This is a genomic window from Salinarchaeum chitinilyticum, from assembly GCF_055390775.1.
On record NZ_AP043888.1, the window covers coordinates 1,725,286 to 1,741,795 of the forward strand.

General features: G+C 68.3%; 9 protein-coding genes. 5 read left to right on the plus strand and 4 right to left on the minus strand.

Annotated features, from left to right (window positions below):
- Window positions 1–49 precede the first annotated feature (49 nt).
- Both ACZ5KP_RS08405 and ACZ5KP_RS08410 read right to left on the minus strand, forming a co-directional pair.
- Window positions 50–214: a hypothetical protein gene (locus ACZ5KP_RS08405; protein WP_460922484.1), complete on the minus strand. Its 165-nt coding sequence runs from the start codon at window positions 212–214 to the stop codon at window positions 50–52.
- Window positions 215–768: 554 nt separating this feature from the next.
- Window positions 769–2,076 carry an adenosylhomocysteinase gene (locus ACZ5KP_RS08410; RefSeq protein ID WP_460922482.1) on the minus strand — a complete coding sequence of 436 codons (1,308 nt, stop codon included), beginning with the start codon at window positions 2,074–2,076 and terminating at the stop codon, window positions 769–771.
- Between the two features lie 403 nt (window positions 2,077–2,479).
- On the opposite strand from ACZ5KP_RS08410, the gene ACZ5KP_RS08415 reads away from it, so the two are divergent.
- Together ACZ5KP_RS08415 and ACZ5KP_RS08420 are read left to right on the plus strand one after the other, a co-directional pair.
- Window positions 2,480–8,677 carry a fibronectin type III domain-containing protein gene (locus tag ACZ5KP_RS08415; RefSeq protein WP_460922480.1) on the plus strand — a complete coding sequence of 2,066 codons (6,198 nt, stop codon included), beginning with the start codon at window positions 2,480–2,482 and terminating at the stop codon, window positions 8,675–8,677.
- Window positions 8,674–10,191: an outer membrane protein assembly factor BamB family protein gene (locus ACZ5KP_RS08420; RefSeq protein WP_460922478.1), complete on the plus strand. Its 1,518-nt coding sequence runs from the start codon at window positions 8,674–8,676 to the stop codon at window positions 10,189–10,191. The genes ACZ5KP_RS08415 and ACZ5KP_RS08420 overlap by 4 nt, the downstream gene beginning before the upstream one ends.
- A gap of 44 nt (window positions 10,192–10,235) precedes the next feature.
- Here ACZ5KP_RS08420 and ACZ5KP_RS08425 read toward each other — a convergent pair whose 3' ends face one another.
- A complete protein-coding gene (locus ACZ5KP_RS08425; protein ID WP_460922476.1) occupies window positions 10,236–11,579 on the minus strand; it encodes an amidohydrolase in 1,344 nt (447 codons plus the stop codon).
- 161 nt (window positions 11,580–11,740) lie between these two features.
- Between ACZ5KP_RS08425 and ACZ5KP_RS08430 the strand changes: the two genes are divergently transcribed.
- Together ACZ5KP_RS08430 and ACZ5KP_RS08435 are read left to right on the plus strand one after the other, a co-directional pair.
- On the plus strand, window positions 11,741–12,511 hold the full coding sequence (locus ACZ5KP_RS08430; RefSeq protein WP_460922473.1) for an RraA family protein: 771 nt from the start codon (window positions 11,741–11,743) through the stop codon (window positions 12,509–12,511).
- Between the two features lie 140 nt (window positions 12,512–12,651).
- Window positions 12,652–13,479 carry a hypothetical protein gene (locus ACZ5KP_RS08435; RefSeq protein WP_460922471.1) on the plus strand — a complete coding sequence of 276 codons (828 nt, stop codon included), beginning with the start codon at window positions 12,652–12,654 and terminating at the stop codon, window positions 13,477–13,479.
- A gap of 243 nt (window positions 13,480–13,722) precedes the next feature.
- Here the strand turns inward: ACZ5KP_RS08435 and ACZ5KP_RS08440 are convergent, their stop codons facing one another.
- Window positions 13,723–13,962 (minus strand): PRC-barrel domain containing protein, encoded by a 240-nt coding sequence (locus tag ACZ5KP_RS08440; protein WP_460922469.1) that lies wholly within the window; start codon window positions 13,960–13,962, stop codon window positions 13,723–13,725.
- A 241-nt stretch (window positions 13,963–14,203) separates the two neighbouring features.
- Between ACZ5KP_RS08440 and ACZ5KP_RS08445 the strand changes: the two genes are divergently transcribed.
- A complete protein-coding gene (locus tag ACZ5KP_RS08445) occupies window positions 14,204–16,501 on the plus strand; it encodes a beta-glucosidase family protein (RefSeq protein ID WP_460922467.1) in 2,298 nt (765 codons plus the stop codon).
- The last annotated feature ends 9 nt before the right edge of the window (window positions 16,502–16,510 follow it).

Below are 16,510 nucleotides of genomic sequence, written 5' to 3' on the forward strand. Positions count from 1 at the left end.
AGGGAAGGTGAGAGCTGAGAGCTGGAGCAATCGGCGACGAGTCGACCGCTCAGACCGCGAGCAGCCGGAGGACGAACGCGGCGGAGGAGAACGCGAACAGGATCGCGATCAGCAGGAGGAATCCGGAGCCGTACGCGAAGCTCAAGGAGAGGAAGACGAGGTTCAGCCCGCACACGACGGCGAGCGCGACGAGCTTCTGGCCGAACGTGATCACGGATGGGAGGTCAGATGGAGCTACTGTAGTTGTTTTGGATGGTGATCAGTCTGGATTGAACGGACCGTGAACCGCTACGGAAGCCCCCTCCCGCTCGCGACCTCTGACTCGCTGTCGCCGAAAATCGAAGATTTTCGAGATGACGAAAGAGCGAAGCTCTTTCGAACCACGCGCTTCACTCGCTCACTCCGTTCGCTCGCTGCAGTGCTTACTTCGTCGGAGGACGCGACCGGTCGGCCCCTTCCGAAGTCCCGCCCTGTGGTAGATTCCAAAGAGCATAGCTCGGTGGACGGTCCACGGAGCTGCGTGCATTGGGTCGGCCACCGGCTACAGCAGCCGGAGGATCCACCGCGCTCAGACACCGCCAGAGAATCCGGGTGGGACTGGAAGGGGCCGACCGCTCGCGTTCGCTCGCGAAGTAAGCACGGCCGAGCGTCAGCGAGGCCGCGCACAGCGAGCGAGCGGGCGCGAGCGGGAGGGGGCTTCCTGGCTGTTTGCTGTCGAAGCGATACCGCCGAAACAACTCACACCAACCCTCGCTCCAGAAACCGAATCTACGTTCCGTGATCCCAGCTGCCCATGTACTCCGCCTGGGCGTCGGAGATCGAATCCAGATCGACGCCCTCGGCGGCGAGCTTGATCTCCGCGACCTCCCGATCGAGCTCGTCGGGGACGTCGTGGACGCCGGCGTCGTAGGCGTCGCCGTTCTCGATCAGCTCCCGGACGACGACGGCCTGGATGCCGAAGCTCTGGTCCATGACCTCGATCGGATGGCCCTGGGCGTTGGGCGAGGCGAGATTCACGAGTCGGCCCTCCGCGAGGACGTTGATCCGGCGGCCGTCGTCCATCTCGTAGGCCTGGACGCCGTCGCGAGCCTCGTAGGTGTCCGCCGCCAGCTCCTCGAGTCCCTCGAGGTCGATCTCGACGTCAAAGTGGCCGGCGTTGGCGAGGACGACGCCGTCCTGCATTTCGGCGAACGCCTCCTCGGTGATGACATCGCGGTTGCCCGTCGCGGTGACGAAGACGTCGCCCTCCGCGGCGGCCTCGGTCATCGGCATCACGTCGTAGCCCTCCATGTGGGCCTCGAGCGCGCGGCGTGGCTCGACCTCGGTGACGATCACGTCGGCGTTCTGGCCGCTGGCCTTCGCAGCGATCCCCTTGCCGCAGTAGCCATAGCCCGCGACGACGACGGTCTTCCCGGCGAAGGAGAGGTTCGTCGTCATGGCGATGTTGGCCAGCGAGGACTCACCGGTGCCGTGGACGTTGTCGAACAGGCGCTTCATCGGCGTGTCGTTGACGGCGAAGACGGGGTAGTCGAGCGCGCCGTCGTCGGCCATCGCGCGGAGGCGGTGGACGCCGGTGGTGGTCTCCTCAGCGCCGCCGACGATCGTCTCGATCAGCTCGGGGTAGTCCTCGTGAACGGCAGCGACCATGTCCATCCCGTCGTCGACGGTGATCGTCGGCTCGTGGGCGAGCACGGACTCGATCGCTGCGTAGTACTCCTCGTCGTCGACGCCCCGGCGGGCGTAGCTGGTGATGCCGTCGATCGCGTCGAGCGCGGCGGAGACGTCGTCGTGGGTCGAAAGGGGGTTGCAGCCCGTGACGGCGACCTCCGCACCGCCCTCCGCGAGGAGTTCGACCAGGACACCCGTCGACGCCTCGACGTGCATCGCCATCCCGATCGTGTGGCCGGCGAAGGGCTGGCTCTCGCGGACGTCCTCGCGAAGCGCGGCGAGGATCGGCATGTGCTGGCGCGCCCACTCGAGCTTGCGCTCGCCGGACTCGATCGCGTCGGCCGGGTCGGGATCGTCGTCGGCAGCCGATTCCGCGAGCAGCTCACGGATCGGCGGATACGCTGTCATGGTCGTGGCGAGGAGTAGCGGGCCCTAAACGGTAGCGATGGGCGAACGGTGACTGGAGGGGTGGTGGCGGGCGAAGTCGAGCGCGCTCGCGCGCGACTCGCGTACAAGTCGCGTACGACTCGCACGGCGAATAGTTTTGATTCTCGATATATCACTTCGGAAGTTGCGAAATTTCGTCGCCCTTTCCGTTGGTATCAGCGTTGCAGTGATCCACACGAAAGGTTACTGTCGGGCTTCAGTACGTTGGATAATTCGTATTACTGCTTTCTAGCGACCTAGAGTACAGCCACTCGCAATCTCGCTACCGATTTTCTTGTCGGTTCGCAAATATTTTACTCCCGTACGTGTTGCACCTGACAGACGGTGCATGTGGGAGTGTACCGCGCGGTAGAGATAGGCATCCATGACAGAGCACGACGCGACACCAGCGAACGGCGACCGATCGGCGGGGGACGAACTCGGACTCTCGCGCCGCGACTACGTGAAGGGACTCGGCGCAGCGGGGCTCGTAGCGGGCCTCGGACTGTCAGCCGACGAGGTACAGGGGGCGATCGACGACGCGAACGCGGTGACCGTCGGCAGCGGGAGCTACGCGACGGCCCAGCCCGGCGGCGTCAACGATCCGCCCGGCGGAAACATGCTCTTCGCGACCGACGACGTCGACGCGCCGTATCCGACGAACGGGTGGTGGACCCGGGAGCTGATCGGTGCCGCGAACAACCCGGACATCGAACCGTACGCCGACGGCTTCGGGATGACCAACGCGGTCCCGCAGATGGTCGTCTCGAAGGAGAACGGCGACGGGTTCCGGACGTTCTACGCGACGGACTGGGGATCGAACCCAGCCGAGACCGGCAACGTCTCCGTGGACTACGACGGGAGCCCGGGGCTCGACGTCGGCCACGCCGGCACCAACGAGTTCGACGGGAGCCACCTCGCCGGCTACGGCGACTGGCACGCGGAGATCCAGTACGGCAGCGGGAGCACGACGCTGACGGCGACGTTCACCAAGGGCGCGGCGTTCACCTTCTGTGAGTACGCGGGCGGTGAGGCCGCGTTCTCCCTCGTCGACGCCGACGACAATCCGCTCGGACCGGACGGCGGGAACGCCGCCGTCTTCTACGACGGCGGGAACGTCCTCGGGCTGACCGTGACCGCGAGCGGCGAGACGAAACACTACGGAATCTTCGCGCCTGCGAACGTGACCTTCGACGGCGTCGACAACAGCGGGACGCTCGACGCCACGACGATCACGACCAGCGGGCTCCAGGACAACGGGGGCTATCTGTCCGTCGCGCCGCTGCCCGACGACGTCACCTCGACGATCGAGGAGTTCGAGAAGTACGCCTACAACGTCGTCACGGACACCACGGTCGACTGGGAGTACGTCCAGACCGACGAGAACGGCAATCACGTGTCGGAGGTCGTGACGACCTTCGAGTACTCGATCGACGCGAAATCCGAGTCGACGGCGTCGGGCGCGCTGTCCTGGCTGTTCCCCCACCAGTACAAGTACTCCGAGGCCGGGCTGAAGGAGGGCCAGACGCTGTTCTCCGCGAAGGGAACGCTGAAGCTGTGGTCGGGGACGAGCTTCCAGACGACGAAGACCTACCGCGGGATCCTCCCGGAGCTGCCGGGCGACCAGCTGGATGCGAGTGCGACCGACTCCCTCCAGAGCTACGTCGACCAGCTGATCACCGATTCGGACGCGACGGCATCGGCGGACGGCAGCGGCCCCTACACCGAGTGGCAGCCGCCCGCAGCGACCTACTGGGTCGGAAAGACGCTGTTCCGGAACACGGTCGCCGCACCGGTCGCCCAGCAGCACGCGAGCAGCGGCGCCAGCGCATCGGTGTTTCTGGACGCGGTGCAAGACCGCCTCGAGCACTGGTTCGACGCGATGGCGACGGCGTTCACGCACGCAGGTGACACCTACGACACGACGACCGACGCCGGCGACGCCAGGGAGCTCTTCTACTACGATCCGACGCTGGGCACGATGCTCGGCTACCCGTCGGGCGAGTTCTTCCTCTCCCGGCAGATGAACGACCACCACTTCCACTACGGCTACTTCGTCTACGCCGCGAGCGAGGTGGCCAGACAGAACGACGGCTGGGCCGACGAGTACGGCGACATGGTGGACCTGCTGATCAGGGATTACGCCAACTGGCAGCGCCCGACCAACGGCGGGGACGGCTCCCCGACCGCGACGGTCGACGGCCAGACGCCCAAGAACGCGCCGAAGGACGCGTTCCCGTTCCTGCGGAACTTCGACGCCTACGCTGGCCACTCCTGGGCCGGCGGGCTCGGCTCCTGGAACGGCAACAACCAGGAAGCGTCCTCCGAGGCGGTCAACGCCTACGCCGCGATGATCCGCTGGGGCGAGATCACCGACAACCCGGACATCCGCGACGCCGGGATTTTCCTCTACACGCAGGAGGTCCACGCCGTCTGGGAGTACTGGTTCGACGTCGACGACGCGACCCAGCCCGACAATTGGGGCGCGAACGTGGACGATCCCGGGCTCGCTGGATCGCCGGAATCGACGTTCGAGTACGCGACGAAGGTCCGGGGCATCGGCTTCGACCGCGACCTCTGGTGGTCGCCGGTGGATCCAATCGAGCACTACGGGATCAACTGGATCCCGACCGGCGGCCACTCATTCTACCTCGGACGGAATCGTGCCTACGCAAACGCCAACTGGCAGGCGATGCTCGACGCGCGGGCGAACGATCCCGACATTTCCGCCGCGCCGGACGGGGACTTCCTCGGCGGCTGGAAGGCAGCCGCGTGGAGCTATCGGGCGCTCTCGAACCCCGGCGACGCCGCCTCGATCGCCGACGGAGCGATGTCGGCCAGCGACGGCCCGATTCTCAAGGACGGAGGCAACAGCGGGCCCGCCGGCTACCAGTTCGCGCACGCGCTCGACGCGATGGGCACGCCGGACGACGTGACCGCCGACACGCCGTTCTACCAGGTGTTCGCGGACGGCTCCAAGCGCACCTACGTCGCGCACAACGCCGGTAGCTCGTCGACGACCGTATCGTTCAGCGACGGCTACTCGATGACGGTCGATCCGGGACAGACGCTGGCGAACTCCTCCAGCGCGCACTACGATCCGGACGGCACGGCGCCCGAACAGCCGGCGAACCTCGCCGTCGACGGCACGTCCTACAACTCGATCGACCTCAGCTGGGACGCCGTCACCGACGAGGAGAGCGGCCTGTTCTACTACGCCGTCTATCTGGACGACGGCAGTAGTGACGGGAGCCAGAAGGTCGCGGAGGCTGCCGAACCGGAGACGACGCTCACCGACCTCACCGTCGACACCCAGTACACGATCGAGGTCACGGCAGTCGACCTCGCGGAGAACGAATCCAGCGCGGCGTCGACGACGGGGACGACCGACACCGCCGACACGGCAATTCCCGACGCGCCCGACGTCCCCTTCGCGATCGAGTGGGACGCCGACTCCGTCGAACTCGGCTGGTCGGCCGTGACGGATCTGGACTTCGGCATCGACCACTACAACCTCTACGTGGACGGCACGAAACACACGGAAGCGAGCGAGCCGCCGTACACGCTGACCGGGCTCTCCGGAAGCGAGGTCACGCTGACGGTGAGCGCCGTCAACGGCGGTGCCGCAGAGAACGAGTCCGACCAGTCCGATCCGATCACCGTCACGCTGGAGGACCCCTCGGCGACGAACGAGCCGTACTTCGACACGGCCCAGCCCCTGCCGGGGCGGCTCCAGGTCGAGTACTTCGACACTGGGGGCTCGAACGTCGCCTACCGCGATACGACCGCCGGCAAAGAAGCGAGTGCGAGTCTGCGGCCGAACGCGAGCGTCGCGATCGGCACCGACGCCCCGACTGGCTACAACATCGCGTACACGGCCACGTACGAGTGGCTAGAGTACACCGTCTCGGTGGACGCGGCAGGCACGTACGACGTCTACGGAAGCTTCGCGAACGGCGGGGGAACCCCGAGTGGCCCGATCCGACTCGAAGTCGACGGCTCGACGATCGGCGGGCCCTACGAGATACCGACGAGCGACTCGTGGACCTCGTTCTCGACGACCCAGTTCGGCACCGTCACCTTCGACAGCGCCGGCGAGTACGTCGTCCGACTCTACTGCGAGGGCGGCGGGTTCAACCTGGACTACCTGGAGATCCGCGAACAGGGTGGCAGCGGCGACGACGCCGCGCCGACCGCGCCGTCGAACCCGACGGCGACCCCCGGCGAGTACTCGGTCGACCTCTCCTGGGACGCCGCCAGCGACACCGGGAGCAGCGTCTTCTACTACCAGCTCTATCGCGACGGCTCGCCCGTCGCGACGGCCGCGGGGACGTCCGCCACGATGGAGGGGCTCAGCGGTGGCACGGAGTACGAGTTCGGCGTCGCCGCGGTCGACGCGTTCGGCAACGAGTCGAGCACGACCACGGTTTCCGCGACGACGAAGCTCCCCGAGGACGACGGCACGCCGCCGTCCGCGCCCTCGAACGTCCGGGCACTCGGACGGACGATGGGATCCTTCGACCTCGCCTGGGACGCCGCGAGCGACAACGTCGGCGTCGATCACTACGTGGTCTCGGTCGACGGCACGGACGTCCTCGAGACCGACCAGCTGTGGGCGACCGTCGACGATCGCTCCGCGGCGACGACCTACGAGGTCAGCGTGCGAGCCGTCGACGCCGCCGGCAACGAGGGATCGGCGGCGACGGTCACGGTGACGACCGCCGACGAGACCGGCCAGGCACCCTTCGACGAGCCGATCGAACTCCCCGGAACCATCCACGCCGAGGAGTTCGACACCGGCGGCCAGGGCATCTCCTACGCGGACACGACTGCCGGAAATCAGGTCAACGTCCTGTACGACGCTGGGATCGAACGCCGGGACGAGACCGACGTGGACGTCGGCGCGACGAGCGACAGCAACTACAACGTCGGCTACATCACCGACGGCGAGTGGATGGAGTACACGATCGAGGTGCCGGCGACCGGCCTCTACGACGTCGCCTACCGCGTCTGTGCGGGCGGCAGCGGCGGCGACTTCCACCTCGAGGTCGACGGCGTGAACGTCACAGGAACGGTCTCCGCGTCCGGCACCGGCAACTGGAGTACCTACGAAACGCAAGGGCCTGTCGAGGAGGTCCCACTGACGAAAGGGACGCACGTCCTGCGATTCGTCTCCCAGGGCGGGTTCAACCTGGACCACTTCGAGGTCTCCCACAGCCGCGGGCAAGCGATCGACCGCTCGGACTGGGCAGTGACGCCGACGGCGGCCTATCACGACGCCGACGGCGGTCGCGCGATCGACGGCGACCCCGGATCGGACTGGGCGAGCAACATCCAGTTCCAGACGACCGCGATCGAGTACACGGTCGACATGGGCAAGTCCCACGACGTCGGTCTGATCACGATCGACCACATCGGCGAGCCACAGGCGCCGTCCACGATGGACGTCCAGCTATCGAGCGACGGCTCGAACTGGACGACAGCTGCGACGGTCGACGGTGCGGCGTCGATGATCGTCGACCTCGGCAGCGTGACCGGACGGTACTTCCGCCTGGTCGAACGCGACGATTCGAGCACGAACTGGTGGAAGATCACGGATCTGAACGCCTTCGAGTCCGTGTCGGATCTGCGGAACGACGAGACGGCGCCCGGCGCCCCGTCGGATCTGACCGTCGACAGCCAGACCGGTTACCAGGCGACGCTCTCCTGGGGCGCGCCGGGCGACGCCGACGTACAGCACTACGACGTCTTCGTCGACGGCGCGCTGGCGCGACGCGTCACCGCGACGTCGGCGGTCGTCTCCGGACTATCGCCCGGTGGGACCCACGACGTCACAGTCGAGTCCGTGGACGTCGCCGGCAACGCGTCGCCGGCAGCGACGACGACCGTCGACACGACCGTGGCGCTCGCGGCGTACACCGAGACGCCGACGGAGCTCAGCCCGTCGACGCTGGAGCTGCGGTTCGATCCCGAGGGACGGGTGACGGACGCGTCGGTGACGGTCAAGCGCAACGGCGGGAATGAGACGACGTTGGAGCTGATCGACGACGGGGGCAGCTGGTACGTCGTCCTGGGGTCGCTGTCGGCGGGCGACACCGTCGACTACGCGTTCCAGTACGAGCGGGCGGGCGAATCCCTCGAGACCGACCAGCTGACTCACGAGTTCGCCGGCGACAGCCAGGCCGGCGGCCCGTCGAATCTCGGCGTCGATGCGACGAGTGCGACCGCCGTCACGCTGTCCTGGGACGCCAGCAGCGTCGACGTCGACCAGTACGCCGTGCTGGAAGGATCCACGGCAATCGGCACCGTCAGCGGCGGGACGACCGAGTTCCAGGCCACCGGGCTCTCCTCGCAGACCCGCTACCGGTTCGGCGTCGTTGGCATCGTCAGCGACGGAAACGACACGCCGCTGAGCAACACGGTCACCGTCGAGACGCCGTCGTTCTCGGCTGCACAAGCCCGGCAGGTCGCCGGCGCGTGGCTGGACGGCGACGCGCCGGAGGGCATCGGGCTGTCCGCCGGCGAGGTGGACTACGGGAGGATCCGTGACGCCGCCACGAACGCAACGGAGGGCGACCAATGAGCCGCGATCGCGACGGTGCGACCGTGGCCGGAACCAGGCGGACGCTGTTCGCCGCAGTGGTCCTGGCGCTCGTTGGCGTGACGCTCCTCGCGAGCGCCGTCGGGCCCGTTGCTGCACAGTGGAACAGCCACGCGAACGGCCCGGGCAACAGCGGCGCCGCACCCGGCGCCACCGGTTTCGACGACGTGTCCACGGCCGAGCTCGCCACGCCAGGCAGCGACGTCGCCAGCGAACCGGCGGTGACGAACGACGGGATCGTCGTCGGCTCGGGTGAGACCGTCGTCGCGTACGACGGCGACGGCAGCGAGCGGTGGAGCCGAGACCTGGGTGATTCCGTCACCGGAACGCCCGCGGTCACCGACGCGCGGATCTTCGTCGTGGCTGGCGACGAGCTCACCGCACTCGACGCCGACACCGGCGCGGTGGCGTGGACCGAGCAGCTCGACGACGCCGTCGCCGGCTCCGTCGCCGTCGACGACGGGCTCGTCTACGCCGCGACGGCCAACGGCACGTTGTACGCACACAGCACGGTCGGCCAAGAGCAGTGGCGCTACGACGCCGGTGCCTCGCTGGCTGCCACGACCCCCGCGGTCGCGAACGGTACCGTCTACGCTGGCGCGGCCGACGGAACGCTGCACGCCGTCGCCGCGAGTGACGGCTCCTCGGTGTGGACGAAGTCCGCCGCGAGCGACGGGGCCCGACTGACCTCGCCCGTCGTCGACGGCGGCTCGGTGTACGTCGCGAGCGCGAACGGGACGGTCGCTGCGTACGGGAGCGGTGGTGCAACGTCGTGGAGCGCCACGGTCCCGGCCGACGTGATGTGGGCGCCAGCGATCGCCAGCGACGAAGTCGTCGTCGCGTCGACGAACGGCTCGATCAGCGCACTGGCGGCGGCCGACGGCGACGCGGAGTGGTCCACGACGGTCCCCTCGGCGGAGACGATCGGCCCGCAGCTCAGTTCGGCCGGCGAGACCGTCCTCGCGAGCACCGACACTGGCGAGGTCCTCGGACTCGCGGCGAACGACGGGGACCAGCAGTGGGCGTCGGACGTCGACGGCACGCTCGTGACGCCAGCCGCAGTCGGCAGCGACGCCGGCTACGTCGCCACCAGCAGCGGAACCGTCGTGGAGCTGACGCCAAGCGGCGGTGCTGGCGACGGCGGCAGCGGCGACGGAGGAAGCGGCACCGACGACGGAGACGGAAGTGACGACGGCGAATCCGACGGTGACGCCGATGCCGACGGCGACGATGGCGACGGATCCAGCGACGGCACCGACGACGATGGCAGCGGAACTGACGAGGGTGACGACAGCGATGACGGTGCGAGCGACGGTGAGGATGACGACGGAGCAGATGGCGACGCAGACGAATCCGGTGGAAGCGCTGACTCGGAGAGCGACGGCGCAGACGATGGTGCTGGCGACGACGGCGGCAGCGGCCAGCCAGCTCCCGGATTCGTGCTGACGATCGGCGCTGCGATCGCGGCGATGCTGGCGCTTCGAGGACGGAACTGAATCACCGTCCTCGCGAACGCCCCTTTCCTTCTCGCCAACCCGAGTCAGTCAGCACCGGCCCGTTCGATGAGCGCTGCTGCGTGTCGCTCAGCACGCTCCCGAACGGCCGCCTCGTCGAGCGTCGTCACCTCGCGATCGGCCATCAGCACCGTTCCGTCACACACTGTGTGCCGGACGTCGCTGCCCCGCGCCGCGTAGGCGAGGTGGCTCACGAGGTCGTGCTGGGGCGTCAGGTGGGCGGCGTCGAGGTCGATCACGGCGAGGTCGGCCGCTGCCCCGGGCTCGATCCGGCCGGCGTCGATCCCGAGGACGTCCGCACCGCCGGCGGTCGCCATCTGGACGGCGTCCTCGGCGGCGACGGCGGCAGCGTCGTCGGCCGCCAGCTTGCCGATCATGGCGGCGTCTCGCAGCTCGTCGAAGACGTCGAGGTCGTTGTTCGAGGCGGCGCCATCGGTGCCGATCGCGACTGGAATCCCACGATCGAGCATCGCCTGGACGGGCGCCATCCCGCTGGCGAGCTTCATGTTCGACGCGGGGCAGTGGACGACGCCGGTGCCTCGCTCGGCGAGGAGGTCGAGCTCGGACTCGTCGACGTGGACGCAGTGCGCGAGCGCGGCATCCTCGCGAAGCAGGCCGAGCTGGTCGGCCCACGCGAGCGGTCGCGTGCCGCCCCGTTCCTCGAGGATCGGCTCGACCTCGTCTGCGGTCTCGTTTGCGTGGAAGTGGAGGAGACTTTCGGATGCTTCGGCGGTTTCTCCAAAGGTCGACAGGGCGTCCTCGTCGACTGTCGTCAGACTGTGGGGCTGGAGGGCGGTCGAGATCCGACCGTCCGCAGCGCCGTCGAGGTCGGCGGCGACGTCGACGCTCTGCTGGACGTCCGCGGTCGCGGCGTCCTCGTCCTTGCCGACCGTGATCGCGGTGTGGCCGAGCACGGCGCGAATCCCCGCGTCGTCGACGGCGTCGGCGATCGCATCGACGTGGAAGTACATGTCCGAGAAGGTGGTCGTCCCCGAGCGGATCATCTCGATGATGCCGAGCTCCGCGCCCACCCGGACGTCCTCGGCGGTGAGCTCGGCCTCGACCGGCCAGATGTCCTCCTGGAGCCAGGCGTCGAGAGGTTTGTCGTCGGCCAGCCCGCGGAGCAGCGTCATCGCGACGTGGGTGTGCGCGTTGATCAGTCCGGGGACGACGAGGTCGCCTTCGGCGTCGAGCGTCCGGTCGGCGTCGTCGAACGGGGGAGCGTCGTTGATCGCCTCTGAATCGCCGGCAGCATCCGGATCGCCGACCGCGAGGATCTCGCCAGCGTTCTGGTCGACCAGGACGTCTGCACGCTCGATCGTCATGTCGGGGCGGAGCACGCGACCGCCGGCGACGCGCAACGTAGTCATGTGGAGGCGTCCGGGTGCCGCCTCCTTGAGTGCGCCGATGGCTGGCAGTGGTCGGCGACGGAACCGATCGCGTTGGGCGTCGAACCGACACGTCGTGAGTCATCCGCGCACGGACTGCCCCGCCCCACAGAACCAAATGGCCACTCGCCGAGACCCAGGCCATGGATCCGGACTACCAGTTCGACCTCGACGACGAACCGCGCGAGCTCGACGTTACCGACCTCGAGCGGATCGAGCGGTTCCGTGAGGCTGGCTACGGGGGCAGCGTCGCCGACGCACTGTACGACGTCGGGCTGCGTCGCACCGTCTTCGACCAGGACTTCTTCGGGATCAACCGCGGCCAGACACTCGTCGGCCGCGCGCTCCCGGTGAAGCTCCACACCTACCCGAAGACCGACGAAGTGGAGGACTACCTCAAGGAGAAGTGGGAACGAGAGAACGACGGCGTGCATCCCCAGAAGGAGCTGATGCGAACGGTCGAGTCGGATCCAGACGGCTCGGTGCTCGTCTTCGACACCGGCGGCGACATGCAGCCAGCACATTTCGGCGAGATGAGCTGTACGCTCGCGAAAGCCCACGGGGCGCGGGGGATGCTCTGTGCTGGCAACGTCCGTGACACGCGCTACGTCCAGCAAATGGAGGAGTTCCCGGTGTACACGCTGGGCACGACGCCGAACTGGCACGGCGGCTGGGAGATCATCGAGGTCGCACAGCCGATCCACGTTCCCGGCCACCTCAGCCACTACGTCACGGTCCGGCCCGGCGACTGGCTCTTTGGCGACCTCGACGGCGTCCAGCTGATTCCTCGCGAGGTCGTCGACGAGGTGCTCCTGCGCGTCGAGGATATCTACGAGGAGGAGACCGAAGAGCGTCAGAAAATCGAGAAAGGCATGCCCATCGACGAGGTCTACGAGGAGTACGGCGTGCTCTAGGTGGACCTGCCAGGCGCCGGATGGGCCGGGGCTCCAACCAGGGCTGGTCGCCGGAGCCACGTCCGGCGTGAATAGATGTAGCGTCAAGCCTCAAGTGGGCCGATCCCTACCTCACCGTAGGGAGCGATTACGAGGAACCGATGGCTGGCGACTCCACCGATTCGTGCGGTGACGCGGGCGAGAGCGGGGACGGGGATCCCCGGCACTCGACCCAGTACGTTCGGACTATCGAACGCGCGGAGCCGCGGCGATCTGACCGGCGGACCGACGGACGCGAAGCACGGACTGGCGGAGCCAGTCCGAGCGCCGACGCTGGCACGATCACGCTCGTCGGCGTCGTCCACGACCACCCCGCGAGCGTCGCCAGGGTCCAGCGCGTCATCGCCGACCGGAACCACGACGCGCTCGCCCTCGAGCTGCCGCCGCTCGCCGTCCCGCTGTTCGAACGGTACGCCGAGGACGCGTCGTGGCCGCCCGAGACCGGCGGCGAGATGAGCGCCGCGATCCAGGCGAGCGACGCCGATCGAACGGCGGGGATCGACGGCCCGACGCCGGGGTTCGCGGTGCAGCTCGGGCGGCACCTCCTCGCGGAGCGGCCGCCGCTGCCGACCGCTCGCACGGCCGTCGAACGGTTCGCACGGGCCTCCGGGCACGCACTGGCCTGCAGGGCAGGAGCGGTGCTCGCTGCCCTAACTGGTCGTGGACCGGAGCTCTCTGCCCCGCGGGAGCACGCGGTCACGGCCGACGATCCGCCAGCCGAGCAGGCCCGGGACGAGCGAAAGCAGGTGCGGCTCGCGCGGTCGGTCGCGGCGGCGTTCGGACGGGACCGATCCGTCGCGACGCGCGACGAGCTCCGGGAGGCCCACATGGCTGACCGGCTCGCCTCGATTGCGGAATCGGGGGCCGTCGTCGCCGTCCTCGGCGTCGATCACGTCGAGTCGGTGGCTGAGCGTCTCGACGCGAGGTAGCGACGAGCGTCCCGAGAGTGGCGGCTCGGACGGCACTCGTGGGCTGAGACGCTCGAGGGCGCATCGCGAGATGGCGATTGCGCTGGGCGGTCGCTTCACTGCAGCGCACTGACGGAGGACGTCGATCGAACGGTGAGAGGAGGGTGTGGAGTGGAACCCGACGCCCGCCGTTGCATGGTCGACCGACCAGGAGACGGCAAGCGATCGGCTCGCAGTGAACGTCAGGGGGACCGACGCCGCGAGCTACATGTCGCGTTTCAACCTGATCTCGTCGTCGGTGACGGTGTCTATCTTCGACTGTTCGAGTACGTAGTCGTCCTCGTCGACCGATTCCCAGCCGAGTCGCGCACGGATGCGGTCGCTGATACTGGGGTCTGCGTCGACGTAGACGGTGTCGTTGCGAACGCCGCTGACGACGCCGATTTTGTCGCCCGACGCGTTCACGACCCGCTTTCCTTCGTCCGTTTCTGTGAACGTGTGCATAGTAGTGATTGCCGCGGAGTCGCGGACCCGCGATCGAAGGCGGGTAGAGACCGCCACCGGGGGGTCGGACGGCGGCGGTCCGGAACCCTGGGGAGCGGGGAACCGAGTGGCTGGCCGAACTCCGCGTCGCACCAGCCATCACGACACGAGCGCTCGGCCGATGATTGTTATACAGCGCGTACCAGCCGAGGGCGGTCAGACGGTCCGAGGTTACTAACGGGAGGACGACGGATGGGGAGTCATGACAGACGGAGCGGCGGACGCGACAGCGGACGGTACAGACGGATCGACGGAGTCGAGCCCGAATGCCGAGCAAGCTCCGCGGAGTGACCGGGTCGCCACACTCCTCGAGGAACTCACGCTCGGCGAGAAACGCGTGCTTATCAAAGGTGCCGTGGATCCCGACGGCATCGCGACGGGCTACGTTCCCCCGATCGAGCGCCTCGACATCCCGGGGTTCTCTCTCGTCGACGGGCCGATGGGCATCCGCGCGGTCAGCTCGACGGCGTTCCCGGCGACGGTCTCGCTCGCAGCGAGCTGGGATCCCGAGCTGGCCGAGCGCTTCGGCGGGACGATCGGGACGGAAGCTCGCGGCGCGGGGCAGGACGCACTGCTCGCGCCGGGCGTCAACATCGCCCGCGTGCCCCAGTGTGGCCGGAACTTCGAGTACTACAGCGAGGACCCGACACTCACCGCCGCGTGCTCGACGGCGACGATCGAGGGCGTGCAGTCCGCCGGCGTGATGGCGACGGTCAAACACTACGCCGCGAACAACCAGGAGACCGACCGCCACACCGTCAGCGCCGAGATTCCCGAGCGCGCGCTCCGGGAGCTCTATTTCCCGGCGTTCGAGGATGCCGTGAAATCGGGCGACGTCGCCTCGGTAATGGCGGCGTACAATCGGATCAACGGCACCCACGCCACCGAGCATCGTCGTCTCCTCACGGAAATTCTCCGGGAGGAGTGGGGCTTTTCGGGGTTCGTGGTCTCGGACTGGTGGGCGACGACGGACGGCCCCGACGCGGCGCTGGCGGGCATGGACCTCGACATGCCCGGGATGCCGGTCTACGAGTGGCAAGAACACGGCAGCAAGATGCTCGATCTCCTCGACGCACTGCCCGACGGTGCGTGGTTCCCGAAACGGCGGATTGCGGAGCTGCTCACCGCGCCGTGGCAGCCGGAGAACCCGAATCCACACGTCCTCGAGGAGAGCCACTTCGGGAGTGAGCTGACAGCAGCGATCGACGACGGCCGCGTGACGGAGGCCGACATCGATTGCATGGTCGGCCGCATCCTCGGCCAGTACGAGCGCTTCGGGCTGCTCGACGCCGCGGCCGGCGACGATCCCCGGCCCGAGGGCGCGATCGACGCGCCGGACCACGCCGAACTCGCACGGGAGATCGCCGAGCGGGGCACCGTCCTCCTCGAGAACGGCGGCGACGTCCTCCCACTAGATCCCGACGGCGACGATCTCGATCCGGTCGCGCTGATCGGCCCGAACGCCGACGAGCCGAAAGTCGGCGGTGGCGGGAGTTCGGAGGTCGACGCCGTCCGGACGACTGCGCCAGCAGCGGGGCTCCGCGAGACCCTCGGCGACGACGTCGACGTCACCGTCGAACGCGGCGTCGAGCGCATCGAGATGGACGGGTTCGTCGAGAGTCCGCTGCCAGAGCTGCCGTTCCGCGGGTCGGACGGACCGGAGATCGCCGACGCCGAGCGTGCTGCAGCGGCGGCCGACGTCGCAGTGGTGATCGCACAGGACGACGCCCGCGAGGGTGCGGATCGGGACTTTGCGCTGCCGGGCGATCAGGACGAGCTGATCGAACGCGTGGCGGCGGTGGCCGATCGAACGGTCGTCGTCCTGAAGACCTCCGGTGCGGTCGCGATGCCCTGGCGCGAGTCCGTCGACGCGATCGTCGAAGCGTGGTACCCCGGACAGTCCGACGGCGACGCCGTCGCGAACGTACTCTGTGGCGAGACCGACCCCGGCGGGCGGCTCCCGGTCACCTTCGGCGCCGCCCCCGAGGACTACCCGGCGAACACCGAGGAAAGCTACCCCGGCCGAGCGGGGTCTGTCGAGTACGACGAGGGCGTCTTCGTCGGCTACCGGCACTTCGACGACGCCGACGTCGAGCCGATCTACCCCTTCGGCCACGGGGAGAGCTACGCTACTTTCGAGTACGGCGAGCTATCGGTCGAATCGAGCGGGGACGCAGCCGACGGGACGGGGCCGGAAGCGACCGTCTCGGTCACTGTCGAGAACACGGCCGATCGCGAGGGGCGCGAGGTCGTGCAGTGTTACCTGTCCTCGCCCGGTGAAGCGATCGACCGGCCCCCTCGCGAGCTGGTCGCCTTCGACGCCGTCGAACTCGACGCCGGAGAGCAACGAACCGTGGAGCTCGAGGTCGATCGCCGGGACTTCGCGTACTACGACGAGGAGGAAGCCGAGTGGGCGGTGGAGGCTGGCGAGCACGAACTCGCCGTCGGACGGTCCTCGCGGGACCTCCGGACCACTGCGACGCTATCGGTTCCGGAGTAACTGCCGCGG

Coding starts and splice junctions, on each gene's coding strand:
- ACZ5KP_RS08410 (WP_460922482.1), bottom strand. CDS start 2,076: ATGACAGCGTATCCGCCGATCCGTGAGCTGCTCGCGGAATCGGCTGCC.
- ACZ5KP_RS08415 (WP_460922480.1), top strand. CDS start 2,480: ATGACAGAGCACGACGCGACACCAGCGAACGGCGACCGATCGGCGGGG.
- ACZ5KP_RS08420 (WP_460922478.1), top strand. CDS start 8,674: ATGAGCCGCGATCGCGACGGTGCGACCGTGGCCGGAACCAGGCGGACG.
- ACZ5KP_RS08440 (WP_460922469.1), bottom strand. CDS start 13,962: ATGCACACGTTCACAGAAACGGACGAAGGAAAGCGGGTCGTGAACGCG.
- ACZ5KP_RS08430 (WP_460922473.1), top strand. CDS start 11,741: ATGGATCCGGACTACCAGTTCGACCTCGACGACGAACCGCGCGAGCTC.
- ACZ5KP_RS08445 (WP_460922467.1), top strand. CDS start 14,204: ATGACAGACGGAGCGGCGGACGCGACAGCGGACGGTACAGACGGATCG.
- ACZ5KP_RS08435 (WP_460922471.1), top strand. CDS start 12,652: ATGGCTGGCGACTCCACCGATTCGTGCGGTGACGCGGGCGAGAGCGGG.
- ACZ5KP_RS08425 (WP_460922476.1), bottom strand. CDS start 11,579: ATGACTACGTTGCGCGTCGCCGGCGGTCGCGTGCTCCGCCCCGACATG.